21 protein-coding genes and 1 pseudogene are annotated in these 23,935 nt (G+C 49.9%); 10 read left to right on the forward strand and 12 right to left on the reverse strand.

The features are described 5' to 3' along the window. Positions 1-41 precede the first annotated feature (41 nt). Genes J2125_RS24695 through J2125_RS24710 form a run of 4 tightly spaced genes read left to right on the forward strand, consistent with a single transcriptional unit; the run spans position 42 to position 4,370 of the window. Complete coding sequence (locus tag J2125_RS24695; RefSeq protein WP_209499578.1) at positions 42-923, forward strand: phytanoyl-CoA dioxygenase family protein; 882 nt, start codon at positions 42-44, stop codon at positions 921-923. A gap of 22 nt (positions 924-945) precedes the next feature. Continuing rightward, a complete protein-coding gene (locus tag J2125_RS24700) occupies positions 946-1,929 on the forward strand; it encodes a phytanoyl-CoA dioxygenase family protein (RefSeq protein ID WP_209499579.1) in 984 nt (327 codons plus the stop codon). A 9-nt stretch (positions 1,930-1,938) separates the two neighbouring features. Further along, on the forward strand, positions 1,939-3,582 hold the full coding sequence (locus J2125_RS24705; RefSeq protein ID WP_209499580.1) for a B12-binding domain-containing radical SAM protein: 1,644 nt from the start codon (positions 1,939-1,941) through the stop codon (positions 3,580-3,582). Continuing rightward, positions 3,579-4,370 carry a TylF/MycF/NovP-related O-methyltransferase gene (locus J2125_RS24710; RefSeq protein WP_209499581.1) on the forward strand — a complete coding sequence of 264 codons (792 nt, stop codon included), beginning with the start codon at positions 3,579-3,581 and terminating at the stop codon, positions 4,368-4,370. The genes J2125_RS24705 and J2125_RS24710 overlap by 4 nt, the downstream gene beginning before the upstream one ends. 6 nt (positions 4,371-4,376) lie before the next feature. Here the strand turns inward: J2125_RS24710 and tyrS are convergent, their stop codons facing one another. Then, positions 4,377-5,579 carry a tyrosine--tRNA ligase gene (gene tyrS / locus J2125_RS24715; protein WP_209499582.1) on the reverse strand — a complete coding sequence of 401 codons (1,203 nt, stop codon included), beginning with the start codon at positions 5,577-5,579 and terminating at the stop codon, positions 4,377-4,379. A 304-nt stretch (positions 5,580-5,883) separates the two neighbouring features. Further along, on the reverse strand, positions 5,884-6,924 hold the full coding sequence (locus tag J2125_RS24720; RefSeq protein ID WP_209499583.1) for an IS630 family transposase: 1,041 nt from the start codon (positions 6,922-6,924) through the stop codon (positions 5,884-5,886). A gap of 340 nt (positions 6,925-7,264) precedes the next feature. Between J2125_RS24720 and J2125_RS24725 the strand changes: the two genes are divergently transcribed. Then, a complete protein-coding gene (locus J2125_RS24725; protein WP_209499584.1) occupies positions 7,265-8,425 on the forward strand; it encodes an IS30 family transposase in 1,161 nt (386 codons plus the stop codon). Positions 8,426-8,449: 24 nt separating this feature from the next. On the opposite strand, the gene J2125_RS24730 is transcribed toward J2125_RS24725, so the two are convergent. After that, the gene (locus J2125_RS24730) at positions 8,450-10,573 is read right to left on the reverse strand and encodes a tyrosine-type recombinase/integrase (protein WP_017802650.1); all 2,124 of its coding nucleotides are present in this window, start codon (positions 10,571-10,573) and stop codon (positions 8,450-8,452) included. A gap of 1 nt (position 10,574) precedes the next feature. Next, positions 10,575-11,558, reverse strand: a complete 984-nt coding sequence (locus J2125_RS24735; RefSeq protein WP_017802651.1) for a tyrosine-type recombinase/integrase — start codon at positions 11,556-11,558, stop codon at positions 10,575-10,577. A gap of 29 nt (positions 11,559-11,587) precedes the next feature. Between J2125_RS24735 and umuC the strand changes: the two are divergent. Then, a pseudogene (umuC, locus tag J2125_RS24740) lies at positions 11,588-12,670 on the forward strand (translesion error-prone DNA polymerase V subunit UmuC); the annotation flags it as partial. 305 nt (positions 12,671-12,975) lie between these two features. Here umuC and J2125_RS24745 read toward each other — a convergent pair. The 4 genes from J2125_RS24745 to J2125_RS24760 all read right to left on the reverse strand — a co-directional run bounded on the left by J2125_RS24745 (position 12,976) and on the right by J2125_RS24760 (position 15,591). Continuing rightward, positions 12,976-13,239 (reverse strand): hypothetical protein, encoded by a 264-nt coding sequence (locus tag J2125_RS24745; protein WP_241764010.1) that lies wholly within the window; start codon positions 13,237-13,239, stop codon positions 12,976-12,978. 99 nt (positions 13,240-13,338) lie between these two features. Next, positions 13,339-13,749 carry a hypothetical protein gene (locus J2125_RS24750; protein ID WP_017802654.1) on the reverse strand — a complete coding sequence of 137 codons (411 nt, stop codon included), beginning with the start codon at positions 13,747-13,749 and terminating at the stop codon, positions 13,339-13,341. A gap of 107 nt (positions 13,750-13,856) precedes the next feature. Further along, complete coding sequence (locus tag J2125_RS24755; protein ID WP_050680633.1) at positions 13,857-14,501, reverse strand: ParA family protein; 645 nt, start codon at positions 14,499-14,501, stop codon at positions 13,857-13,859. Positions 14,502-14,793: 292 nt separating this feature from the next. Then, positions 14,794-15,591, reverse strand: coding sequence for a tyrosine-type recombinase/integrase (locus J2125_RS24760; RefSeq protein ID WP_017802656.1), 798 nt, complete (start codon positions 15,589-15,591; stop codon positions 14,794-14,796). A gap of 548 nt (positions 15,592-16,139) precedes the next feature. Here J2125_RS24760 and J2125_RS24765 point away from each other — a divergent pair. Next, entirely contained in the window at positions 16,140-17,021 is an 882-nt protein-coding gene (locus J2125_RS24765; protein ID WP_017802657.1) for an AbiJ-NTD4 domain-containing protein, read from the forward strand. 127 nt (positions 17,022-17,148) lie between these two features. On the opposite strand, the gene J2125_RS24770 is transcribed toward J2125_RS24765, so the two are convergent. Then, positions 17,149-17,607, reverse strand: coding sequence for a type II toxin-antitoxin system PemK/MazF family toxin (locus J2125_RS24770; RefSeq protein ID WP_026111914.1), 459 nt, complete (start codon positions 17,605-17,607; stop codon positions 17,149-17,151). Positions 17,608-17,751: 144 nt separating this feature from the next. On the opposite strand from J2125_RS24770, the gene J2125_RS24775 reads away from it, so the two are divergent. After that, a complete protein-coding gene (locus tag J2125_RS24775; RefSeq protein WP_017802659.1) occupies positions 17,752-19,734 on the forward strand; it encodes an STM2767 family DEAD/DEAH box helicase in 1,983 nt (660 codons plus the stop codon). Positions 19,735-19,804: 70 nt separating this feature from the next. Here the strand turns inward: J2125_RS24775 and J2125_RS24780 are convergent. Continuing rightward, positions 19,805-20,892, reverse strand: a protein-coding gene (locus J2125_RS24780) for an IS3 family transposase (protein WP_085939535.1) whose coding sequence is annotated in 2 segments (ribosomal slippage) — positions 19,805-20,640 and positions 20,640-20,892 — 1,089 coding nt in all. Because the reading frame shifts where the segments join, the coding sequence is not laid out codon by codon here. A 220-nt stretch (positions 20,893-21,112) separates the two neighbouring features. Between J2125_RS24780 and J2125_RS24785 the strand changes: the two genes are divergently transcribed. Together J2125_RS24785 and J2125_RS24790 are read left to right on the forward strand one after the other, a co-directional pair. Next, positions 21,113-21,319, forward strand: coding sequence for a hypothetical protein (locus J2125_RS24785; protein WP_152601476.1), 207 nt, complete (start codon positions 21,113-21,115; stop codon positions 21,317-21,319). Next, positions 21,306-22,427: a helix-turn-helix domain-containing protein gene (locus J2125_RS24790; protein ID WP_026111916.1), complete on the forward strand. Its 1,122-nt coding sequence runs from the start codon at positions 21,306-21,308 to the stop codon at positions 22,425-22,427. Before J2125_RS24785 ends, J2125_RS24790 begins: the two co-directional genes overlap by 14 nt. 173 nt (positions 22,428-22,600) lie before the next feature. Here the strand turns inward: J2125_RS24790 and J2125_RS24795 are convergent, their stop codons facing one another. Both J2125_RS24795 and J2125_RS24800 read right to left on the reverse strand, forming a co-directional pair. Beyond that, a complete protein-coding gene (locus J2125_RS24795; protein ID WP_017802663.1) occupies positions 22,601-23,176 on the reverse strand; it encodes a PIN domain-containing protein in 576 nt (191 codons plus the stop codon). After that, positions 23,176-23,637 carry a helix-turn-helix domain-containing protein gene (locus J2125_RS24800; RefSeq protein WP_017802664.1) on the reverse strand — a complete coding sequence of 154 codons (462 nt, stop codon included), beginning with the start codon at positions 23,635-23,637 and terminating at the stop codon, positions 23,176-23,178. The genes J2125_RS24795 and J2125_RS24800 overlap by 1 nt, the downstream gene beginning before the upstream one ends. Positions 23,638-23,935: the final 298 nt, after the last annotated feature.

The raw sequence follows: 23,935 nt of genomic DNA on the forward strand, positions 1-23,935 counted from the left end.
CCTGACCGGCTCACCGTTTAATCCCGGTCAGGAGAACAACAATGTTAAGTATGACACTCCCTCAGACACTCTTACACACCCGTGAATACAGGCAGAACGGCTATATGCTGGTCGATTCCCTGTTTGATTCGCAAGAAATTGCACAAATCAAAGCTGTGATCGACGGACTTGTGCAATCTGCGGAACGCACCGGGCAATATGATAGTTTACTGGAATTTGAAAAGGAGCCAGTTGATGGCAGGCGCATTCCGCGCCGTATCTTCAACCCTTTTGAGCAGCATGAAGCCTTCCGAAACTTAGCCACCTCAGACAAAATCCTGGATTACGTCCGCAGTTTACTTGGCCCGGACATCGCACTTCAGCACAGCAAACTTAACATGAAACCCAGAAAAGTCGGGGCCGTGGTGGAATGGCATCAGGACTATACCTACTTCCCGCACTCCAACGATAGTCTGGTAGGCGTTCTGATATATCTTGATGACGCATGTGAGGAGAATGGATGCCTGCAGGTCCTGAGTGGTCAGCATCACAGGACGTTCAATCACGCGTTGCCGGATGGCAGCTTTGCAGGCATGATCACCGAAACGATCAATGAGGCCCAGCATGGTCCCGTCATAAGTCTGCCAGCCGGTGCGGGCAGCGCTATTTTTCTGCACCCTTTTACACCTCACCGCTCTTCGACCAATACCTCTGACTCCCCCAGAAGTACCTTAATTTTTGAATACCGAGCAGCGGATGCCTTTCCGCTCTACACCGGTAGCCAACTGGTTGGGATGGAACGCTTAACGCACCACCTCTGCGGCGAAAAAAAACGGACCGCCAGATTCGGGGGGCCAGAGCCAGAAATTTATACCCCGAAAGACTTTCCTAAATCCCTCTATGAGCTTCAGGATGCCTCGCGCAGCGAGATGAAGACAAAATAAATGACGTACAGGTGGAACAGATATGGTGCATTCAACGTGGGACAGTCTGGCGACAGATTATGAAATGCAGGGATTTGCAGTACTGCGAAACGTGTTTTCCCCTGCGGCGGTCATGGGCCCCGTAATGGCTGGCTACAGCCGGCATTGTGACGAACTGGCGAAACAGTGGCTGGAAGCTGGCGTGATTACCGATTACGATGCGAATGAGACACCGGAGAACAAGATGCTATCGCTCATGCAGCAGACCGATGGCAACTGTTTCCAGCATCTTGATATTACGTTGCCCGTTGAAGACAAAATTACTCACGATTCTCCCCTCTATCTCGATGTTAGCATTTTCAATCTGCTGCGAAATGCAGAACTGCTGGATGCCATTGAAAAAATCATCGGCCCTGAAATTTACTCAGTCCCCGTTCAGCATATGCGTATTAAACCGCCGCAGAAGAACATTTCTGATGAGACGCAGAGCCATACGCTGACGCTGACCGGAAAAACGTTCTGGCACCAAGACCTGGCCGTGGTTACCCCCGATGCAGATAACACAAACATGCTCGGCGTATGGCTCGCGGTGAATGAAGCCACCGTTGAAAATGGTTGTCTGATTGTTGTGCCCGGTAGCCACAAGCAGGGGCTGGTGCATCACTGTGATAAGCCTCATTTGCAGGGGATTCCCGATACGCTCGTTGGGGAAGCGTTCCTGGCGCTGCCTGTAAGCCCAGGTGATGTCATCTTCCTGCATCCTTTGACCATGCACGCCTCCCTCGCGAATGTCAGTAACGGCGGACGCTGGAGCTTTGACCTGCGCTATTGTCCGGCGGGAGAACCTACAGGAAGAGAATGGTTTCCAGGGTTCCTGGCGCGAAGCAGGGCGATGCCTGGGGCGGTGATGCAGGATCACCACCAGTGGGTCAGGGAGTGGTTTAATGCCCGCTCGCAATTAGCTGGTCAGCCACATCCTAAATTCGACCGCTGGGACAAAAACGACCGCAGCCCGCTGTGCGCCTAGGAGGCCAACATGCTGGATATCTCGCTACTCAAAAATGGACGCTTCTCGGTAAACGGGGGAGCGCCTCGGCTTGCCCTTGTGCACCATGGTTTCAGAACCACTCAGATGGGGGCGGCCGACAAGCGGCAGGATAAATTTGCGGCCCGGTATGCATCGCTGGGTTTGCTAAATCTTGCCCGGTCCGCACAGGTGGATTTTGAACGAGGGCGAATTCCTTTTGAACCTGATATTAAATATTTCGATGAAGACAATTATGCGGATGACGCCGCACTCGCAGCGGCCATTTCCGACTGGCTCAAACCGGCCGCTGCGCGGTTTGTACTGGTCAGCCTTTATTCCCTGGCATTCGAAAGAACGCGCGCGATGATTGGCCTGATGGATGCGAGTGAGCACTGCATCATGGTGGGGGGGGCACATCCGACGGTTGCACCTGAAATTGATTTTGCGCACCTCGTTGTACGCGGAGAAGGTGGTGGCGCGCTCAGGCATATACTAAGTCATTTTCTGGAACCAGGATTTGGCGTAGGGGAAGAGGCGCGCGGGATCTGTTTCAAAGCTGACGGCAAAACCACCATGGGCGACACCGTTTTTGACAAATCCATTGCTGATATACCTTCCCCTGCCTTTGCGTATGAGCTCATACAGGATGATACCAGTCTGGCCGGGGAATCACGTGAGCGTTGGTGGAAAGCCGTGGGCATTTCGCAGCAGATTTACATTTGCACTCAGAGTTGCCGGGCCCGCTGTACCTTCTGCTCTACCTATCTGATCCATGGTAAGCTCGTTTCGCGGCCGGTGGATCTGATTGAGGGAGACATCAAGCACCTGATTGGTTTTGGCAACGACTCTATTCAGTTTCATGATGACGATCTCCTGCAACACGAACAACTGGATGAGTTGCTCGAGATGCTCGCCGGCTATGACATGGTGTGGACTTGCAATGCCCGTTCTGAAGTCATGAATGCTGGGCTTGCTGCCAGGATGTACCGTGCCGGGTGCCGAAAAGTCTTTCTGGGCCTGGAGTCAATGGATCAGCGAAGCCTGGACTATTACAACAAAGCCACCACGGTGGAAATGAACATCAATGCCGTCAACGTTCTTGATGCGGCCGGCATTGGCGTTGTCTGCGGCTACATAATTGGTGCACCACACGATACTGTGGCCAGTATTCTGGAAGATTTAGACCGCGTGCTACAGTTACCCATTTTCTTCCTGGCCACCGCCATCCTTACGCCTGACATTGGCACAACCGAATATAAAAGGGCCCTTAGGCGCATCCCACTGCTCCAGGAACTGGGTGACGGTGGCACGAAGCTGAACATCCGCCCCCGTCCCGATCTTTTTGGTACCTCAGCACCTTATGGCCTGCCTACGGTATCTGATGCCGTAACCAAGGATCAGCTTAATGAACTGTATGCGCTGGTAAACTGTGAGTTTATCCTCCGCCCTGAGCTCATTGAGCGGGTCAACCACTACGTCTATCCATCCCGGCGGGAAGAAGCCTTATCCTGGTGCGCCCTGCAGCGCAATAGAATTCGGGAGCTTGCCAGTGCGGCAACTCTACCAGAGGTGCGAACGCGTGCTCAGAAACTGTCGGCCTATGTTGAAGCTCAGGGACTTTTTGCGGAATATGACATGAAGGACTCTGCATGAATAACGAGCCATCATTACCCTACCAGGCCTACTTTCCTGAGGAAATCCAGGCCATGTTGCGTGAGGGGATTGATCCCCACGCAAATTTGGTTGAACGTTTCCTGAAGGATCCATCCGTGCGCTGCTCATTAGAGGAGAAGCAAGCCTTTATTGAACAGCATTATCTGATAACCAAAGCGCTAATCAGTCCGCACAGTACGCAGGATATCATCGCCTTTGCCACCGAGATTTTATCCCTTCCCGATACCCTGGAGGGGTGCATCATTGAAGCCGGGTGTTATAAAGGATCCAGCACGGCGAAGTTCAGTATCGCTGCTGGACTCGCGGGAAGGCAGCTTGTGGTGTTTGATTCCTTTCAAGGATTGCCTGCACATAATGAAAAGCACGGCATGAGCATTGAAGGACGTGAGGTCATTTTTCAGGAAGGCGATTTCAGCGGGTCTCTTGAGGAAGTCAGACGCAACGTGGCCACCTACGGAGATATCGGCGCCTGCACCTTTGTTCCGGGGTGGTTTGAAGACACGATGAAAACCTGCCCCTCACCCGTTGCCGCAGCGTATCTGGATGTGGACCTTCTGCTCTCAACGCGACAGTGTCTGGCTGCTATCTATCCCAGATTGGTACCGGGAGGGAGTATTTACTCACAGGATGGACACCTGCCTTTGATACTTGGACTTCTCGAGGACAGAGACTTCTGGGAAACGGAACTGGGGTCTGCATGCCCCTATCTTGAGGGAATACGAAAAGGTAAGCTGGTGAAAATCACCAAGACGCCCTACGGTGTCTGACCCAGCCTAGCGGATAATGTACCGATGACGTTTACCCACCCACAAAAGCGTGCCTTTGGCCGGAACAAGAGTGAGGTGTTCATCAGCTTGCTTTTCCTGGTTAATCCGAACCGCTCCAGCACGGATGAGACGCCTGAGCTCAGAACGACTGACATCGAGGATGGCCCGGCTGCAGAGGTCAAGCAAGCTGATGTCCGGCGTATCGCTGATGTAAAGGGGCTCATGGTCCTCCTCTGCTGGACAATGCTGCTGGAAGACGCGCTGGAAATGGGCTTTAGCTCGTTCTGCCGCCTCCACGTCGTAATATTCACTGACCAGCGTGTGTGCCAGAGTTATTTTCAGCGTCATGGGGTGGAGACCGCTGTCGCGCTCGGCCAGCAGGCGACTAACAGACTCATCCGGGAGGTTTGTTGCAAGATGAAAATAATCTGGCACCAGCGTGTCAGGCAGTGACATCACCTTGCCAAACATGTCTTCGGGGCTGTCCATGAGCGCAATATAGTTATTTTTTGATTTGCTCATTTTATCCTGCCCATCGAGACCCGGCAGAAGGGGTAATGTAATGACTGCCTGGCCTGGCATACCAAAGGTTTCCTGCAGGGACCGGCCGACCAGATTATTAAACAGCTGATCGGTTCCACCAAGTTCGATATCAGAGTGGATCATGACAGAATCATATCCCTGTAAAACAGGATAGAGGAGTTCATGCAGATGCACCGGTGAAGATGACTGGAATCTTTGTTTAAAATCGTCACGTTGCATCATCTGCGCTAAAGTCACGCGGGAAACGAGTTTAATAATGTCTGCAAACTGCATCGCATTAAACCATTCCGAATTTCGTCGAACTTCGATCCGCGTGATATCCAGTATTTTACCCAACTGATCGATATAAGTCTGACTGTTTCTGACGATATCGTCCTCTCCAAGTGGAGGGCGCAGTTTATTCCGTCCAGTAGGGTCTCCGATGGACGCAGTAAAATCACCGATAATGATTACAATGCGATGTCCTGCATCCTGAAACTGCCGGAGTTTACGAAGCACGACAGCATGGCCCAGATGTAGGTCAGGCGCAGTAGGGTCAAATCCCAATTTGATTACGAGGCGGCGATCTTCTTTCAGTGCTGTAAGCAATTTTGCCTGCAGACCATCACCTGGCTCCATGATAGCCACGTTTTTACACAGCATGTCAGTTACAGCGTTAATATCCATGTAGGCACCGTCAAATGTTCAACATTTGTTCACCATATTTATGAGCACGCTATCTTGTCAAGATATGACCATTTTTTATGGATATATCGTCAGGTCATCTCTGATTTTTGTGATAAGTACGTGCTTTGGTGCCTGGGCGAATAAAGCAGACTGTAGGGCAGATGAGAACTTCTAACGGGCAGATGGAAGGGTAAGTCTCAGCAGTCTACAACCCGGGAACTGGAGTTGAAATGGGTCATGGTAATTTATTGTTGTCGAAAGAACATTAACAGTTACGGCGAGGGAAAATACTAAATAGCTGCGCCTAATACCGCTCCACTTTTTCCAGACCATGTTTTCCTCCGGGGAATGGGCTGGCGGTTTCCATAAAATGCCGTACCTTTTTCAGCAGTTGCCACATTGAACGGCATTGATGATTGCGGGTGATCGTGTCGTGCAGGGCCTGCCACAGTCGTTCAACGTGATTCACCCACGGCGAGTAAACCGGCTGATAAATCACCCTGAACTTCGGGTTTCCCTTCAGCCAGCGCCGTGTTTCACGGCTTTTGTGAATAATGTAGTTATCCACGATAAGCGTGATGGTTTTTGCCCGCCGGTACGTGGATTTAAGGCGTTTCAGCAGGCTGATGAACAGCGTCGAACTTTTGCTGTTCCCGCCTGCGTAGCTGACTTTTCCCGTGCCGCTGTGTAGCGCCCCGGCCAGATAATATTTTTCATTCTGTCCCGGTGTCACTACGCGCTTTTGCTGCCCGCGCAGTTGCCAGCCGGCACCGATTTTCGGATTGAGGTGGATATCCACTTCATCTTCATAAAATACCGGATGTCCTGCACTGCACTCGTCCAGCGCTTTATGAATGGCTGCCATCTTTTCATCTTTATGCGGGTCACGGATACGCAGGGTTGGTGCTGCCCTGCGCCATACAAGCCCGGCTGACGGCAGCCAGCGGCGAATCGTTCCCGCATGTAACTGACAGCCGGTTATCTCATTGATTTTTATTGCCAGTAATTCTGTACTCCAGCGTGAACGCTGGTAGCCAAAATCGCCGGGAGAGTGTTTTATCAGCTCACGTAACAATGCGCAGATATGCTCAAACGGCCAGCGACGGGAACGTCCTGCGGGTAAGGATTGAAGGCCTTCGACACCCGACAACGTAAACCAGTTAATCCAGCGTCCGACGGATGAACGTGCGCAGCAGAGCGTTCTGGCGACATCGCTGACGCGGTCTCCCCGGTGCAACATCAGTATGGCGGTGAGTCTGCGTGCATGATTTTTATCGCGCGTTTTATGGATAGCTTTCTGCATCAGCCGTCGCTCGTCGCGGGGAATGGGTGCTATGATCGGCATTGCTCAGTCCGGTTGGTGATTTGTGATGTTTAGCGATTGATCAGATCGCACAATCCGGACTGAGTTCCCTCAAAGTGATCTACTATTCCGAGCAGCTATTTAGCCGAATCAAGACAAAGCGATATTTGTCTTGACTGAAAGCATTTAGGCCGGTCGAATTTTTCAGGGCCTAAAGCGGAGGTTGATATTGATTTTCTTTGCTGATGGAGATTTCACTAACAATCTTAATCGCCAAAGAATGGTGACGTAGATTGGGTCAATTCTTGTTATCAATGTCCGCTTCTGGCTGTGAGTTCAATGGGTCGATGCAACGCTATCCTTAATCAAGGGGGACGTTGCCATGAAACGAAGAACGCGCATTTACTACACGCCCGAACAGAAAGCGATTATCTGGGACAGATATAAGCAAGGTGATTCTCTGCATGATATCGCCAGAATGTTCGACAGATACCACTCTTCTGTAATGCCCACTATTCACCAGACTGGTGGATACCGTCCCCCTGTCCGAAAGCGACACCGGTTAGCGCTTTCGCTAGATGAAAGAGAAGAGATATCCAGAGGGCTTGTAGCAAAACGCAGCATCAGGGACATCGCTGCCAAATTATCAAGAGCTCCCTCAACGATTAGCCGCGAGATCAAGAGGAACGGAGGTGCAAAACAATATCGTGCAGCAAAAGCGGATGCTACTGCATGGGAAAGTGCCCTGAGACCAAAACCCTGCAAACTAATTGAAAGCCCCATATTGTGTAAAATCATTGCAGAGAAGATGCATCAGGACTGGTCGCCGGAACAAATCGCCGGCTGGCTGAAACGCTGTTATCCGGATAATCAGGAAATGCATGTGTCACATGAAACAATTTATAAAACGCTTTTTATACAAACCCGGGGAGCATTAAAAAAAGAGCTGCAGCAATGCCTCAGAAGCGGAAGAGCAGTGCGTAGATCCAGAACGTCATCGCTTAAAGGGAAAGGATTAGGGTCAATCCCGAACACGATACCTATCAGCGAAAGGCCGCCTGAGGCCGCTGACAGAGCCATTCCAGGTCACCGGGAAGGTGACCTGATTCAGGGCTCGAAAAACTCCTGTATCATCACCCTCGCAGAACGTCATTCCCGTTTTGTTATGCTGGCGAAGATCAGAGACAACAAGACCATAACGGTTATATCTGCACTCATCAGACAAGCCCGGGAATTACCTGCTGAGCTTTATAAAACATTAACATGGGATCGTGGCGCTGAAATGACCAGCCACACACGATTTACTGTAGCGACAGACATTCAGATTTATTTCTGTGACCCTCAATCTCCCTGGAAACGTGGCACAAATGAAAATACGAACAGATTGCTCAGACAATATTTTCCAAAAGGAACTGACTTATCGGTTCACAGCCAGCAAAGACTTGACAGTGTTGCCAGACAGCTCAACGGAAGGCCGAGAAAAACGCCAGACTATGAATCACCCGCAGAACGGTTCAATAAGTGTGTTGCGTCCATCAGTTGAACTCATAGCACAAAGCGGCCCTTTTCACCCTTCGGGTTTAAGGGGCAGTCTTTCAAGAGCCTGTTCTATTTTCTCTGCGTCCTGTTCCACGATGGCTCTCTCATCAGGTGTGAGCGGAACTTCTTCAAGGTAACGTCTGACGGAGGCTTTGCTTTCCAGCATCAGCCCGCGCGCGCTGTCCTTCAGCAGGTTGAAATCGCAGCCGATACAGGCCATCCGGTGCTGACAGCTGCTCCAGAAGGGATTCGTGCAGTACGAATCGCCTAAATCATAATATGTAGCGGGTCCGGTCAGGCTGGCGGCTTCAGGATCGTGATCAATCAGCACGCTGATCATGTGAGCGACCCTGTCTGCTTTGACGAACGAGGCGGCCAGTTGCGTCGGGCGAATACGCAGATAATGCATGGTGGACTGAGGCGTTGAATGCCCCGTCCACTGCATCAGTTCGTACAGCGACATGCCCTGCGGTACGCTGGCCAGTGCGGTTACCGCTGATGCCCGTCCCCGGTGGCTGGTTATCGTTCCGCCGCTGTCTTCTGAAGGCACGCCCGCCCGTGTGCAAAGCATCGGTATCACCGTACGGTTAAGAATGTCACCGCCGGCTGGCTTACCGCGGTACTGAAACAGAAACCGGACTTTCTCACCGGTCCGCTCGTCGGCTAGCATAGCCTGTTCTGCCGGGCGCTCATCCAGCCAGAGATCGACGTATTTTTTCACCACGGCCGCCACGGGTTTAATAAAGGCTTTTGAAGTTTTTCCGGCAGGGATATGCAGGTAGCACAGCGTTCCGGCCGGGATGATACTGCCGTCTTCCTTCACAATATCGTCCGCCTGCGGCGCAATGCACCCGGTGGTCAGGCGGAGCAGTTCACTTTTCCTCACCCCCGCATGGGTCCAGATGACGGCCATCGCCTGCAGCATGGCAAGTGGATAATGTATTTCAGTGAGCAGGTCTTCCTGACGCAGATTCAGGCTGGCCCAGATGAGCTTCAGCCAGACCGGATCGTCAATAACACGGGGGTTGACGCCGCGACGGAACAGGGACGTATCCGGTGTGGAAAGATGGCGGGCAGGGCTGAAGCGCAGACGCCCCCAGCCCCAGTTTTCGTAATCAATCATAAAACGGCGCAGTGAATAGATAAAATGCGCCCTGGAATGCGGCATCATGGGTTCGCCGGAGCGCACCGATTTGCGGGTGCCCCTTTCTGTGCCCAGCTGGAGTTCATCCACTTTCATCCGGCCTACCGCCGCGATGAAGCTGGCGCACGTTTCCATCGTCCAGTCTGCCGGTTCCCGAACCTGCGGATGCTCCTTCGTCAGCCAGAGGCCGCAGCGCAGAATAAAGCTGTACTGGCTTTCACAGGTGCGCGGCCTGAGCACCGACGTTTCCCGCCAGCGCCGGCACCAGTGTACCCAGGCCGGATCGATTCCTTCCACCGGTTTTTCATACCATTTTGTGTAGTTTCGCATCCTCATCGGGGCGCTGATAATTCCCAGCGCGGCGAGCCCGTGTGAAACCCGCCCGACATACCGGGAGGTCCCTGCGTCCATGCCGGACTGGACCTGCCACAACAGGTCCGGCGTAAATGTCTCAAGCCGTGGATCCCTGTTTACTATCATCAGTGTTGCGAGTATGCCTGATATGTGATTTTTCTGGCTGGCCGGGGCATAACCCAGCGCCGTCAGCGTATCGGTAAGCCGTTGCAGCTCCTGATGATAAAAAGTCTGACCAAAAATGGCAGAGGCATAAAGCGCGGGTTTGCGGATATCGGGCAGGCTGAGCGGGTCATGCAAATCTGCCAGATGCCAGGCAAAGGCGGCCATTAACGGACGCCCCTCCCTGACTTCCCGGCAGAGCGTCTGCCACCGTGCCTGAGGCCAGCACCAGCAGGGCATGCCGGCTGCATGCATTTCGCGCAGCAATCCGGCCATCACCAGCCCGGTGATTTTGCTGCCGCATCCGCTTCCGGCAGCAATGTCCGTCAGGGGCCTGATGAGGTCCGGCGCAGGCTTCATCCGTAATATACCGGACCGGCTGTGGGAGCTGACCAGCGCCGTCCGTTCAGCGGAGGTCAGCGACGTCTCAAGCCGGTATTCAGTCATGTCGAAGGGACGCCAGCTGCTTTCAATCGATGTGCGTGGGCTCATGCTATTTCTCCGCGCAGAAAATGAGGTTCGCCATCCTGAGGTCTGCCGTTTCTATCGCGCCTGCCATTCTGGCAGCAAGATCCCTGCCAGAAAGATGAATATAAATCTGTGTCGTGGCCAGGTCGCGGTGTCCCGCATAGGTGGCAAGCTCGTGCAGCTTCCAGCCTGCGCGGGCCAGGTGTGTAAGCCGCAGGTGTCGGAAAGTATGCGTTGAGATATCCGGCATCCCGGATTCCAGCGCCCATTTCCGTACCGTTTTACTCCAGGTCCAGATGGTAAGTGGCGCACCCTGATTACGATCGGACCAGGAACGGAACAGGGCACCTCTGGCAATTCCGGTCCGCTTCATCTGCATGAGGTGAGCTGCCAGCACGGGCATTACTGCCGGGCTGTAACAGACTATCCGTTCGCGCCGGCTCTTGGTGGTTTCTGCCCGGATACGGATAAGACGGTGCGCGAAATCGAAGTCTTCGATACTCAGCGAGGTGACTTCAGACCGCCGCAGCGCGCCGTAGTAGGTTAATGCCAGCATCAGGCGGTCACGGAGCGGTGAAGCGGCGGCATAAAAGAGAAAAGACTGCCACTGCGCATCGTCAGGAATATGCGGCAGCTTCACGAGGCGGGGAACCAGCCCCCGGCCGGCACTCGGCATGCCAGGCGTGCCGGAGCGGGGAAGCGGATTGACGGTGCAGAGATCCAGATACATCAGAAAGTCATACCAGAGGCGAATCGCAGACAGGCGGAGCTGGAGCGTGGCGCTGGCCGCGGGAAAAGGCATACCGGGTAGCTGAGGGCTGATGTAAGCGGCCAGATCTTCAAACCGGGCCTTTAGAGGTTCGATCCTGCGCTGGCTGCAGAACGCAAAATAATGGTAGAGGGCACTGCGGTAGGCTGTGAGCGTAGCCTGCGCTCGTCCCAGATTGGATAACAGTTTCAGCCAGCGCTCGGCCAGTAACAGGAAATGTTCATCCGGTGGAATCAGCATTGCGTTCACCTCTGGCAGCATTATCACTGATTAAAGTTTACTCACTCAATGTTGCATTCCACTTAACTTACTGTATGTCTCAACGCGTAATGACCGCGCTGGAAGAGATAACGCCTCGCGTGGAACAGTATTCTATTGACGAGATGTTCTTGGACCTGACCGGCATTGATTTCTGTGAAGACTTTGAACATTTTGGCCGGCGCTTGCGCGTACATGTGCTGGCTACGACCGGCCTTACCGTCGGCGTGGGTATGGGGCCGACAAAAACCCTGGCCAAATCAGCACAGTGGGCCAGCAAGGAGTGGCCGCAGTTCCGCGGTGTATTAGCGCTGACGCCGGGTAATCCGAAGCGCACCGCCACCCTGCTGGCGAACCAGCCCGTGGAGGAAATATGGGGCGTCGGCCGGCGCATCGGCAAGCGCCTTAATCTGATGGGCATTGAAAACGCCCTGCAGCTGTCACGCGCTCACCCTGCCCTTATCCGTAAGAATTTCAGCGTGGTGCTGGAGCGTACTGTACGGGAACTTAACGGTGAATCCTGTATTCCACTCGAAGAGTTTGTGCCGGCGAAACAGCAGATTGTCTGCAGCCGCTCTTTTGGCGAGAGAATTACGTCAAAGATGCTGATGCAGGAGGCGCTGTGTCAGTATGCAACCCGGGCCGCGGAGAAGCTCAGAAAAGAGCGTCAGTTCTGCCGACGTATCAGCGTCTTTATCCGCACCTCGCCGCATGCGCAGGGGGAGATATTTTATGGCAATAGTGCCGGCGAGAGCCTCACTATTCCGACGCAGGACACGCGCGATGTGATTGAGGTGGCCATGCGTTCGCTCGACCGCATATGGCTTGAAGGACGACGTTACATGAAGGCCGGGATAATGCTCGATGACTTTACGCCGAACGGCGTCAGTCAGCTCAACCTGTTCGATGAGGATAAGCCACGTGCGAATAGCGCACAGTTGATGAAGGTTCTGGACGGGATCAATCAATCCGGGCTCGGCAGTGTGTGGTTTGCCGGTCAGGGCGTGAATACGGAATGGAAAATGAAGCGGGACATGCTCTCACCGGCGTGGACCACGCGCTGGAGTGATATACCGGTGGCACGCGTAATGTAGATGGGGCCTGCAGGGCACAGCATACTTTACGTCTGCCTGATACCCTGCATTCTCAGGAAAGCTGCTGCCATAACTCATCCACAATGATCAGGGGTATATCCGGGCGCTTTCCGCGGAAGTATCGTCCGCGCAGAACCCTGTCCTTACGCGAAAGCTGATGAAGCCAGCCATCAAAGGCCGAATGGCGCCTGCGGACGGGCCCCTAAACATAGCTGCTGACTGGGTAAACGTTTTGAATACAATCCCCGGCGCACGCATCTGTGTCAGTAATTCTTGAATTTCATCATTACATTTGCGCTATTCATTCATTGATCAGGATTTTTTTTCTTCCAGCCGCCGTTAGCCAGGAAGGCTGCGCGCGAAACGCAGGCGCCCCACAGCAGTTGCATGCCGATTTTGACAAGCTCACTGGCATCATGCATGAAAAAAAGCGGCACGATAAACAGTGTGCTCAGCAGGAACCCCCATTCAGCAGCGCTTTTTCTTTCAGGCGCGCTGAGTACTTTCAGGCCGAAAAATCCGGCTACTAACGATATCATTCGCTTCATCGACCTTTCCTTTACGAACATCCTCACTCTGAAAGCAATACTTTGTAAATACGGGTTTGTACATGCAACGTAAATACATATTCGTATTTACACTTACCATACATACTAATAATGCAGCTCTCAGTATCGGGGTGCCTCTAGCAGCCAGCGGTTTTTTTCGTTCTGATCCATGCTTGTGCAGTAGGCCAGGATGGCGGCCTTCAGAATGGTCGTTTTGTTCTGCCCCGTCTGAAGTGCCTCCTCTTCCAGCATGTCAATAATATCTGCAGGAAGACGGAAGTTAGTAGGAAGTGTGCGCCTGACCGGGCGGCTATCACCCTGACGGATAAAGCGCGCAGTGCTGCCTTTCACCTGCGCCGGCTGACGGGGTTCTTCAGGCTGAACAGCCACCTGTGGCGCTACTGCGGGCTCCGCAGCCTTCGAGGGGATCTTGAGTTTAACCATCACATCTCTCCGCTTTAGTTTACAACGTAAATACAAAATAAATACAACGTAAAAATAGTGAATTTTTATTGCCGGAAAGTCCGGCATTGCCCGGCCCAGACTGGCAGTCCTATAGGTCGTATCAGTATGCGGTATTAGGAACACACGGGCTAAGAACGTAAAGCATACATCAATGCATTGTATTTACAAATGCTTTACAGCCCGATTTCTTCAGCCATCAATTCGATGAGTGCCCGGGCTTTACTGAGGCTACTTGCACTGCTGACGTCATGCACACCGGCTCCCAGGTTAAAGGCAGACTCGAATACATCAAGCTGGTTGATCCAAGTACGAAGTGCCGGAATATAATCGGGGCTGGCGCTGAGAGACCGGGCAAGTTCGATGGCGTCAGTGGCTTTGGGTTTACAGCGGTTAAAGAGAAAATACCCTTTCAGCGACGGATTCTCATGCGCCTGCACATACCGGACAACCTCATTTACCTTATTCATGTTGTCCACTTCAACCTGTGAAGACGGACGAACCGGCGACAGCAGTACGTCTGCAGCCGTAAGCGCACTGCGGAACTCCATGCTGTCATGACCGGCAGTGTCGACCAGTACGACGTCAGCCATTTTCTGTAGGCGCCTCATCTCACCAGAAATGTCTCCCCAGGCTGAGTGCAGCGGGCAGATGGGCAGCCCGGCCTCCTCCCGACGGGAGAAGAAGTCAGACAGCTCCTCATTTTTATCCGCGCGAAGCACCACCACACTCCGGCCCCGGGAGAGCAGCAGTGACGTCAGGTTGCCGATCAGTGTGGTCTTTCCCACGCCGCCTTTTGGTGAACCAAAAACAACAATCATACTCGCCCCTTAAATATGCACACACCGTAAATACACCATCGTATTTACATCGTAAAGCCAACATCATCTTTATAACCTGCGACCTGCGTAAAGTCAATAGTGTTACACTGTAAATACAATTTTGTATTTACAGTGTATTCATATGACATTTATGCACTGTCGTTTTTGTGATGACAGCTATGTATAGAGAAAGTACGAGAACAGAACGGTATCAATTTGCAGAAGAAAAATTAGCGACGCAAATACAACGTAAAGACAGAAATGTATTTACGCCGTATTGGACTAATGGGATTCAGGGGCCAAGCAGCGCCGCAGCTTCCGCCGCATCCATACCAAAGCTGACATGACGGCTGCCTGCCGCAGCCGCTTCCATGTGCATTACGCGGATATAAATCTGCGTGTTGCGAAAGTCGGCGTGACCTAACCAGCCCTGCAGCACGGCAGGCATGATCCCGCAGTACAGCAGGTGCATAGCGTAGCTGTGTCTGAGTGTGTGGGGCGTCGGGTCCGGCAGCGACAGGGAAATCCCCTGGCGGGCGATGGCAGCTACGGCACCGCTGAGCCAGTTTCGCGCAGTGTCGTCAGTGACCGGCTTCCCGCCACGCCCTTCCCACACCGGCCGGCGGCGGTTAGGGCAGAAGGTTACCAGGTGATCGCGCAGGCGTGCCACGAATCCTTCATCGAGCAACGGTACCCGCCGCTGTGCACTGGCGGGCGGCTTGCCGGGCTTGGGGTTGCGCTGGCGCTTCAGTGTCACCAGGCGCACGTGAGGCCGGACACTGTCCAGCACGATGTCGTCCGGACGGACGGCCAGCGCCTCGTTGATGCGCGCGCCGGTGTTCCAGATGAACTCAAACAGCATACGGCGGTGCAGGTCCGGAACGGCACCGAGCAGCACCACCACCTCCGGCGCCAGCAGGTAGCGGGGCAGGGAGTCGTCGCTGGCCAGCTCACGACGCACGGCGAGCGCCAGCCGGTAATCAATCGATGGCGTGATCGCGCTGTGCGAAATCTGAGATGTCTGGCGGGGTGACGGGGCCGAAAATTCACGTAGCGTCGTCTGCGCATTTTTCAGGGGCGGCGTAAGCATGAGTATCCCGGTGGCGAATGAAGTCATCCATGATAGGGCAGGGGGCCGGCGGAGTCCCGCACGGTAATTCTCCCGGCGCGATTTTATGATTCGGTTGTTTATGCAGAAATGCACACAAAACCGCAAGTGGGGAATGCTGTTCCGGCGCCATCCAGACAGTATTTCTGCTGGCGGATACACCATATAGTGTCCGGTAATGTCAAAAGACCCAGGATAGGCGACAAAAGCCGGCAGAAGACATGATTCGGCTTTCTACCTGAAAAACCGAATTGGATTGTGATAGCCTCACTGGTAAAGGCAAGCCAGTGCTGCAGCTCTGAGAACGGATCTGACCGACACCAAACAGCCATGCCGTCAGCTGATAACAGGTAGAGCGGGCTTTAGCGCAGACAGAGAGGGTGAAATCGGGGCACTCTTTATTTTATAAAGTTCGGACGGGCTGTCAGAACGGAAATAACCCGCAGGATTTGCAGAGAACTGAGTGGCATAATCCCTGTTAATTTCTTTGCCGCCTGCTTATGAAGCCGGTACCTCTACAGGAATTCAGAATGAAATTTTCACACCGTCATGGATATGATCCGGAGTTCATAAATAAGACATTCCGGGATGACGCACCTAAATGGGTAAGAAAGCTGTATTTTAAAAAAATCTTGGAAAGGCTCGTCTATGATGCCATGTCATTAATACCGGAAAATAAACCTGTTCCTGTGTATGACCTCATTAATGAAATACTCGTTATGGACGATGAGGAACCTGATGACTATTACCTGAATAATACCCCTGCGATGGAAGTCCTTCGTAACCTGGTGATGAACATACCCTGGTACCGTTTTTACGATACTGTAGAAGCGGTGGCCGAGAGGATAATTGATATAGATGATGAGGATAACTTTTCGCAGAGCAGGAAAAACGAGTCCTATTCTTTTTCAGCTTACCGCCAGAGAGTGAATGAGCTTTTCTCAGAATATAATGTCGACTGGAAAATGAATGAGTCTGGCCAGCTGGAACTGCCTTTGCCGCCATTTCTTGAAGAGAAAGTAAAGAGTACAGAGGAAAGGCTTGCAGATCAGTTCGCGCCAGCGAGGATGCACTTTCGCAAAGCCCGTGCCTTCGCGCTAGGCTCGCACCGGGATGCTGAAAATTCCATTAAAGAGTCCATCAGTGCAATCGAGAGCATATGCAAAACCTTTTACCCGGATGCTTCAACGCTGGGAGATGCACTGAAAATGATGAAGAAGGACCGTAGCGTCTCAAGATTGCTCATAGACGTTGTTGAAAAATTTTACGCTTATGCCAACGCAGAGCCAGCCGTCAGGCACGGAAGCAATAAAGACTCCGGCGTTCTGGAGTATGACGCAGAGCTGGCACTGCACTTTGCCGCAGCATTTATCAGGACGCTAATCGTCCGCAGGAAGGAGACTAACAGCTAGCCGGATGCCAGAAAGGCAAAAACCCAGCTGGATGGCTGGGTTTTGCAGGTCCCTCAAAGGGGATAAAACTTAAGGGCCTCTATGGGCTACGGGATAATTATCCCTGAAACTGACGCTGCCGTCAACTTCAGGACATCTCTTTAAGCATCCAGGATGCGTTAATCGATTTGATGACTGCTTTCTGAATCTCCGCAACGAGTTCCCGGGCAAGACACTGGTTCAGATAGCCTCTGTCCGTTCTGGCGCGGTTGAGCCGGTAACGGCTGACCTGCTGAACGAGGTCCGCTTTAGCCCACCGGGTACGCTGAGAGAAGAAGCGGCATTCCTCAATCACGGCTTCCCCAATCTCTACGTGCATACCCCGCTGCAGCTTATCCCGATCGCATGTTGAAGAGAGTGGAACGATGATGCAGGCATTTCCGTTTATCTTACCGTTCAGAACAACAACCAAGCGGTTCTTGACCATTTCCGGTGGCAGGTGGCCATCCCAAAAGGTAGTCACCGGTTTTCCATCTGCTCCCAGAGGATAACTCCCGAAATTACATTCCAGGATTTCACCAACTTTTGGACTGAAATTTATCGGCACACCTCTTCCCCTAATCAATTTTGCAGCGTGAATTTTTGTTTTCTAAAGAGTAGTATTTTATAAGATAACTAATCAGAAGTACACACAACGTAAATACATATTTGTATTTACACTGCAAATACAACAAATGTTAAAAGGAATTTTATGTCTAGTTACTGCTTTTACTCACAGGATGCGCTAGAGCTCGCTCAAAGCTCTGGGGTTGATAAGCTCATAAACGACTATGCGGAACAATATAAAAAACAGACGTATATTCTTTGCCGACCGCTATCTAATGAGGACGTAAAATATGATTACGATCAGGCTATCGCAGTATTTTCGTCTGGCATAAAACCCTTTTTTGTAGATTTGGGAGACGACGAAAAACTTTTTGAAGAGTATCAGGAAGATTTTCTGGAAGATGTCTCTTTTTTAGCGGAAAAATTCAAATACAGGGAAAAAATAGGAAGGAAAAAATCCTGGCAAGGTCTGTTTGATGCTCTTCCTCGTGATGACATCGACTTCAGTGAACTTGAAGTTGAAATCAAAGAAAGCAGAATCATCGACTTAATAATTTCGTTGATTGTTGGTAGTATCAATGACACCTCACGAATTAACCTTGAGGCAAATAATTTATTAGATACAATTAAATCTAAAATAATTTTATTTGATACCGACCAGACTAGTTTCGTTTTCCAAAGTGGGTACGGAAAAAAAACTGTCATACAAGGTCTGGCTGGTTCAGGAAAAACTGAACTTCTTTTGCACAAATTAAAAGAAATTTATTCTAAAAACACAGATTCTAAAATTGCTTTTACCTGTCATAACAAAATCCTGGCTTCCACAATGAGATCCAGAATCCCAGAGTTTTTTGACTTTATGCGAGTCGAGAAACAGATTGAATGGGGCAGCAAGCTTTTTTGTTTCAATTCATGGGGACAAAGTAGAGATCCTTTTTCTGGCATGTACAGATACATTTGTTTCTTCTACGAAATCCCATTCGGCGGGTTTGGTAATGGTGATTTTGATAGTTTATGTAAAAAAGCCATCAAAGATATTGAGAGTAGTGGCCGTTCGGATAAGAAAGCTCTTGACTACGTTTTTGTAGACGAAAGCCAGGATTTCCCACAAAGCTTTATTGATCTTTGTGAAATGGTTACTTCTAAAAAAGTATATGTAGCAGGAGACGTTTTTCAAAACATATTTATGCCTATTAGCGATAACGTTAATCGTGCAGATATAGTCCTTAAAAAATGCTATCGTACAGACCCTAAGAACCTTATGTTTTCACATGCATTAGGCATGGGCCTTTTCGAAAATCCAGTTATGAGATGGTTAAAGGAACCTGAATGGGACTCATGTGGATATAAATATAATCAAACCGGGGATAGGGTTCAATTATCAAGGGATCTTTTAAGGCGATTTGAAGACATCCCTAAAGATCATAAAAGCACTGACCTTCATTTATTAGAGGGTACGGATAATGGCCCAGATAAAATTATAGACATTATAAAAAGTATTCAAACCCGTAACCCCTCTTTAGAGGCAGGTGATATAGCAGTCATTTTTCTTGATACTAGTAATTATATCTATGATCACATTCACTCATTGGAATCCAAAGTAAAAAAACAATTTGGCTGGGAATCAAATATTTCACATGAAACAAAATCCAAGCAAGAAGGTAAGCTTTTCATCTCTAATATAAATAACGCGAAAGGCCTTGAATTTCCTTTTGTTATTTGTTTTGCAATGCGACTTGTTAAGAGAGCGGGTTTCAGGAACGCTCTGTACACTATGATGGCTAGATCTTTCTTAGAAAGTCACTTAGTTTTAAACAATGATAAAGATAATCCCTCAATACCTAATATTATTGAAGGTTTAGAATTCCTGAATAAAAACAACTACATGGATGTTAGAAAGCCATCTGAAGAAGAGATAGCAAATCAAAAAGACTTTATTGTACTTGATGAAGCAGTTTCAATTTCTATATTAGTTAAAAAATTCTGCTCTGACAAAAAACCAACACCAAGATTGATTGCAAAAATAATAGATAGGGTTGAAAGAATAATATCAGAAGATGATGATGTAGATGAGGATTATATTAAAGGGCTCATTGAAATAGAATATGAAAGGAACAAAAAATTATGAGCCTTTACTTTTTCAATAATGTTCCAGCTCAGGGTAATCCTCCCATTTTTAACGGAGGTGATAAGTAGAATCAGGTCATGCGTTGAATATGCTGCATCGGCGTGTAGCCATTCAATGCCATATTCGGACGCTCGTGATTATAAAACCATTGCCAGCGTGTGGCATAGTCCTGCAATTCATCCAGCGAGGAAAACAGGTACTGCCCTAGCCAGTCATAGCGTACTGTACGATTATATCGCTCAATATAAGCGTTCTGCTGAGGTTTACCGGGCTGAATAAAACGCAGGGTTATATTCTGTCGGGCCGCCCATGACATCAGTATCCTGCCTGTATATTCTGGCCCGTTATCGCACCGGATAGCTGCTGGTTTTCCCTTCCATTCAATGAGCTGCTCCAGCGTTCTGACCACCCGACTCGCTGGCAGGGAAAAATCCACCTCAATCGCCAGCGCTTCCCGATTAAAGTCATCGATAACATTCAGTAAACGAACAGAACGTCCATCCGATAGCTGATCATGCATGAAATCCATCGACCAGCATTCGTTGCCACTTTCAGGCACCATCAGTGGCTCAGGTTTATCCCGTTTCAGTCGTTTTTTCGGCTTGATCCGCATGTTAAGCGACAACCCGCAATAAATCCGGTACACCCTTTTATGGTTAAACTGGAAACCTTTTACGTTACGCAGATACAGAAAACACAGGCCAAATCCCCAGTTACGCTGACTGTCAGTGATACGGAGCAGCCAGTCGGCGATGACGTCATTTTCTTCATTTCGTTGCGGCTGGTAGCGATAGCAACTTTCGCTGACAACAAACAGCCGGCAGGCAAAACGCACGCTGACGTTTCGGCTCCTGACGGCTTCTTGCGCCATCTGCTTTCGACGCGATGGCTTCACCACTTTTTTGCCATGGCTTCCTGAATAATTTCGGCCTTGAGACGCTCTTCAGCATACATTTTTTTGAGGCGACGGTTTTCCTCTTCCAGTTCTTTGAGGCGGGTCATCATGGAAGCATCCATCCCGCCAAAGCGTGAACGCCACTTATAGAAACTGGCGTTGCTCATGCCATGCTCGCGGCACAGTTCGGCCACCGGCGTTCCTGCCTCGGCTTGCTTCAGGATGGACATGATCTGGCTGTCAGTGAAACGTGATTTTTTCATAGAGATCTCCCCGGTTCAGGTTACGAGAAAATTCTACTTATGAACACACCGGTTTTTCGGGGGGATTACCCACCGCCTTCTCCGCAATGAGAAAGAACAGCGCCAAATATCCATTTTCGATGAGGAAGATACCAGTAATAGTTTAATTTGGCGCGTTTATGCTGAAAGGTTTATCGATGATGTTACGGACAAAGATGCACCTCCTACTTGGATAATTACCATGGTTGGCTTGGATGAAACGGGCCGCAAGGTTAGTCTTTATGAGCATATATCTAAAGTAATTATGCCTATTTCTTCAGCACCTGAAGGTCTAAATCCAGATAAAATTAATCAGCTTCCAGCGCCTAATGAAATACCCCCTACTAAACTCAAGCGCAGAAGCAAAAAAGACGACAGAGACCAAAGTGGTAAAAATGCAACTCTTTGATTCTCTCACTCAGTACCGGGGTGACCGCGTGAAATTAGCGAGGTTAGCTAAAGGTATGTCTGGAGAGGATGTGGCTAACGCTCTCGGTGTTACCAAGCAATTTATTTCGAAACTTGAAAGGGGCTATCCGCCTGCGGATGCCATGTTGTCGCAACTTGCTAAGGTTTTGGGCGTATACGAATCATTTTTCTTTACGCCTCGCCCCCATCCTCTGGATGGAGAGCATTGTCATTTTCGCAGTAAACGCTCAAGAACTCAGACATTGGCGAATACTGTCATGGCTAGGGCGGAGATACTGGATGAATTTATTCGCAGGTTAGAGGTTGAGGTAGAGTTTCCTGTTCTAGATTTACCGGATGTCTCAGAGTTGCCGTCGCAATCGCCATCTGATATAGAACGCATCGCTGAAGAGTGTCGACGTTATTGGGAGCTGGGCTTAGGCCCCATTAACTCAATGTCTAATTTCGTCGAAGGCATAGGTATTGTAATTGCTCATGTTTCAGATGTTGATGACAGAATTGATGCTTTTACCGTTAACAATGTTCGTCCAATCATAATTCGCAACAACGCCAAAAAGAGCATTTGTCGTTACCGTTCAGATATAGGGCATGAGTTAGGCCACTTAGTTCTACATGAGGGGGTAATTACTGGCGATAAAGTAACCGAGAACCAAGCGGACCATTTTTCAAGTGCTTTCATGATTCCAAGGGTTTCATTTATTAATGAGTTTCCCAAAATGCGGGGGTCTCATTTGGATTGGAACGCTCTGGAGGATTTCAAAGTGCGTTGGAAAATAAGCTTGCGTATGTCCCTATATCGCGCCTGTTTGTTAGGATTAATAACCCCTGAAAAAATGAGGACGGGCTTTATTCATCTCAACTCTAAGGGATTTGTATCTACAGAGAAAGGGGACGATCGCATCACCGGTGACTCTCCAGGGATGATGCAACAAGCTATCAGTATGCTTGATGATCATTCTTGGGAAGCTGTGTTGGAAGATGCAATGATTAAGCCCGAATTTGTACGCGACAACTTCGGTATCAACAGACCTATAGCCCCTCAGGGCGACAACTTGGTTTCAATTTATAAGTATAAAAACTTTGGTTAATATGGGTCATCATACAAAAAAATCTGATGTGATTTGACTAAAAACTGGTTAAAGTTCTCTACGCTTCGCAAAGCTGCATCCGCAAACTACTGAATATTTTAGCCCCGCCAGTATGCGGGGTTCTTATTTAGAAATTGGAAATACCCTTCCCACCCTTGCTGACGAAAAATTCCCTAAATCATTAATTTATAACCAGTTAAAGCCTTAACCGTCATCGGCAAGCCTAGCTTCAGTAGTATGTCAAAATATTCATCTACTGATTTTGGGGGGTTCTTTAGCCGGTCTCGCTGCCTTTGGACAGCCTGTAGAACTAGGGCTTGATTTAAATCCAGCAAGTCAGCGATAAACTCATCAGGATGAATTGCTTCAATATCAAACTCAGCCAGGCTTTCCCTTGGAAAATCTTTAAGATTGAAGGTTACAATCACCTCTGAATCGGATCTTATCGCTGCAGCTACAATATGGCGATCGTCAGGATCTGGGAGTGAAACCCCTTCCATAAGATTTTCAAAGCCCGTTACAAGCGCATCAGGTAGGGCTTCGTTCATCAGATCTTCTACGCGCTTCAATTGTTCACGCTTTAAATCCGGTAAGTTTTCAACCAAATTTCTTTGCCATTCATCATGAATGGTGGCAGTCCATTTGGGTTGATACAGACCAGACATCCCAACCTCCATAAGCAGATCGCGGAGCATGTTGGGATAAATGACACAGGCATCAAGTACGACTGGGTAAGGCGAATGATTCATTAATAAAAACCAAGTTCCTGGCTCAAATCAACCAGTTCTTGCATTGCTTCATTGCTCTCAGTTTCACGCTGAGCTTTATAGCGCATCAAATCAGCAAAAAGAACCCGGCGGTGACGGCCTGTTTTATGATGTGGAAGCTTTCCTTCTTCTAAAATCTTCACAATGTGAGGGCGTGAAACATTCAGAATGTTGGCGGCTTCCTGCGTAGTTAATTCAGCGTGCACGGGGACAACTTGAACCGCGTTCCCTTCAGCGAGTTCACCCAAGATGTTCATTAGCAATCTCAGTGCTGAGGTTGGCAATTCGATCTGATGTTTTTCGCCGTTTGCATCGTGAATCGATATTTTTTGCGTTTCTAACTTTGTGGTGAGAAAGGTTGCCAGTTCTCTTTGTCCACGTAACGCAACCTCAATTTCCTTCTGAGCCGGAAGGCTTACATTGTCCAGAATTGAGCTAGTCATGATTTTTTTCCAATTTCAAATTTCGTTAATTTCGGTTTCTGATTTTTCGCGTGTTCAGTTTCGTGACAATTTTGAAACTGACGAATGCGTCAACCCCATAATAGTAATCGAAACAAACGAAACAAGCAACACTCGAAACAAACGAAAAGCCATAGTGGACAAACCGAAATGGCCGCAACCCGCGTAACAATGGGATCGTTAGTAGCCGAGTCCTTTCTCTTACGTTCAGGGTAACCAACAGCGGAAATCCGCGCTGAGATGTCGGCCCCAAGATATCTAGAACTAGCCGTACGTTACG

This window comes from Winslowiella toletana, assembly GCF_017875465.1.
GTDB lineage: Bacteria > Pseudomonadota > Gammaproteobacteria > Enterobacterales > Enterobacteriaceae > Erwinia > Erwinia toletana.

What these genes read in the sequence shown, in the direction of transcription:
- J2125_RS24695 (WP_209499578.1), top strand. Translation starts at nt 42, where the DNA reads ATGTTAAGTATGACACTCCCTCAGACACTCTTACACACCCGTGAATAC.
- J2125_RS24700 (WP_209499579.1), top strand. Translation starts at nt 946, where the DNA reads ATGGTGCATTCAACGTGGGACAGTCTGGCGACAGATTATGAAATGCAG.
- J2125_RS24705 (WP_209499580.1), top strand. Translation starts at nt 1,939, where the DNA reads ATGCTGGATATCTCGCTACTCAAAAATGGACGCTTCTCGGTAAACGGG.
- J2125_RS24710 (WP_209499581.1), top strand. Translation starts at nt 3,579, where the DNA reads ATGAATAACGAGCCATCATTACCCTACCAGGCCTACTTTCCTGAGGAA.
- tyrS (WP_209499582.1), bottom strand. Translation starts at nt 5,579, where the DNA reads ATGGATATTAACGCTGTAACTGACATGCTGTGTAAAAACGTGGCTATC.
- J2125_RS24720 (WP_209499583.1), bottom strand. Translation starts at nt 6,924, where the DNA reads ATGCCGATCATAGCACCCATTCCCCGCGACGAGCGACGGCTGATGCAG.
- J2125_RS24725 (WP_209499584.1), top strand. Translation starts at nt 7,265, where the DNA reads ATGAAACGAAGAACGCGCATTTACTACACGCCCGAACAGAAAGCGATT.
- J2125_RS24730 (WP_017802650.1), bottom strand. Translation starts at nt 10,573, where the DNA reads ATGAGCCCACGCACATCGATTGAAAGCAGCTGGCGTCCCTTCGACATG.
- J2125_RS24735 (WP_017802651.1), bottom strand. Translation starts at nt 11,558, where the DNA reads ATGCTGATTCCACCGGATGAACATTTCCTGTTACTGGCCGAGCGCTGG.
- J2125_RS24745 (WP_241764010.1), bottom strand. Translation starts at nt 13,239, where the DNA reads ATGTTCGTAAAGGAAAGGTCGATGAAGCGAATGATATCGTTAGTAGCC.
- J2125_RS24750 (WP_017802654.1), bottom strand. Translation starts at nt 13,749, where the DNA reads ATGCCGGACTTTCCGGCAATAAAAATTCACTATTTTTACGTTGTATTT.
- J2125_RS24755 (WP_050680633.1), bottom strand. Translation starts at nt 14,501, where the DNA reads ATGATTGTTGTTTTTGGTTCACCAAAAGGCGGCGTGGGAAAGACCACA.
- J2125_RS24760 (WP_017802656.1), bottom strand. Translation starts at nt 15,591, where the DNA reads ATGCTTACGCCGCCCCTGAAAAATGCGCAGACGACGCTACGTGAATTT.
- J2125_RS24765 (WP_017802657.1), top strand. Translation starts at nt 16,140, where the DNA reads ATGAAATTTTCACACCGTCATGGATATGATCCGGAGTTCATAAATAAG.
- J2125_RS24775 (WP_017802659.1), top strand. Translation starts at nt 17,752, where the DNA reads ATGTCTAGTTACTGCTTTTACTCACAGGATGCGCTAGAGCTCGCTCAA.
- J2125_RS24785 (WP_152601476.1), top strand. Translation starts at nt 21,113, where the DNA reads ATGGTTGGCTTGGATGAAACGGGCCGCAAGGTTAGTCTTTATGAGCAT.
- J2125_RS24790 (WP_026111916.1), top strand. Translation starts at nt 21,306, where the DNA reads ATGCAACTCTTTGATTCTCTCACTCAGTACCGGGGTGACCGCGTGAAA.
- J2125_RS24795 (WP_017802663.1), bottom strand. Translation starts at nt 23,176, where the DNA reads ATGAATCATTCGCCTTACCCAGTCGTACTTGATGCCTGTGTCATTTAT.
- J2125_RS24800 (WP_017802664.1), bottom strand. Translation starts at nt 23,637, where the DNA reads ATGACTAGCTCAATTCTGGACAATGTAAGCCTTCCGGCTCAGAAGGAA.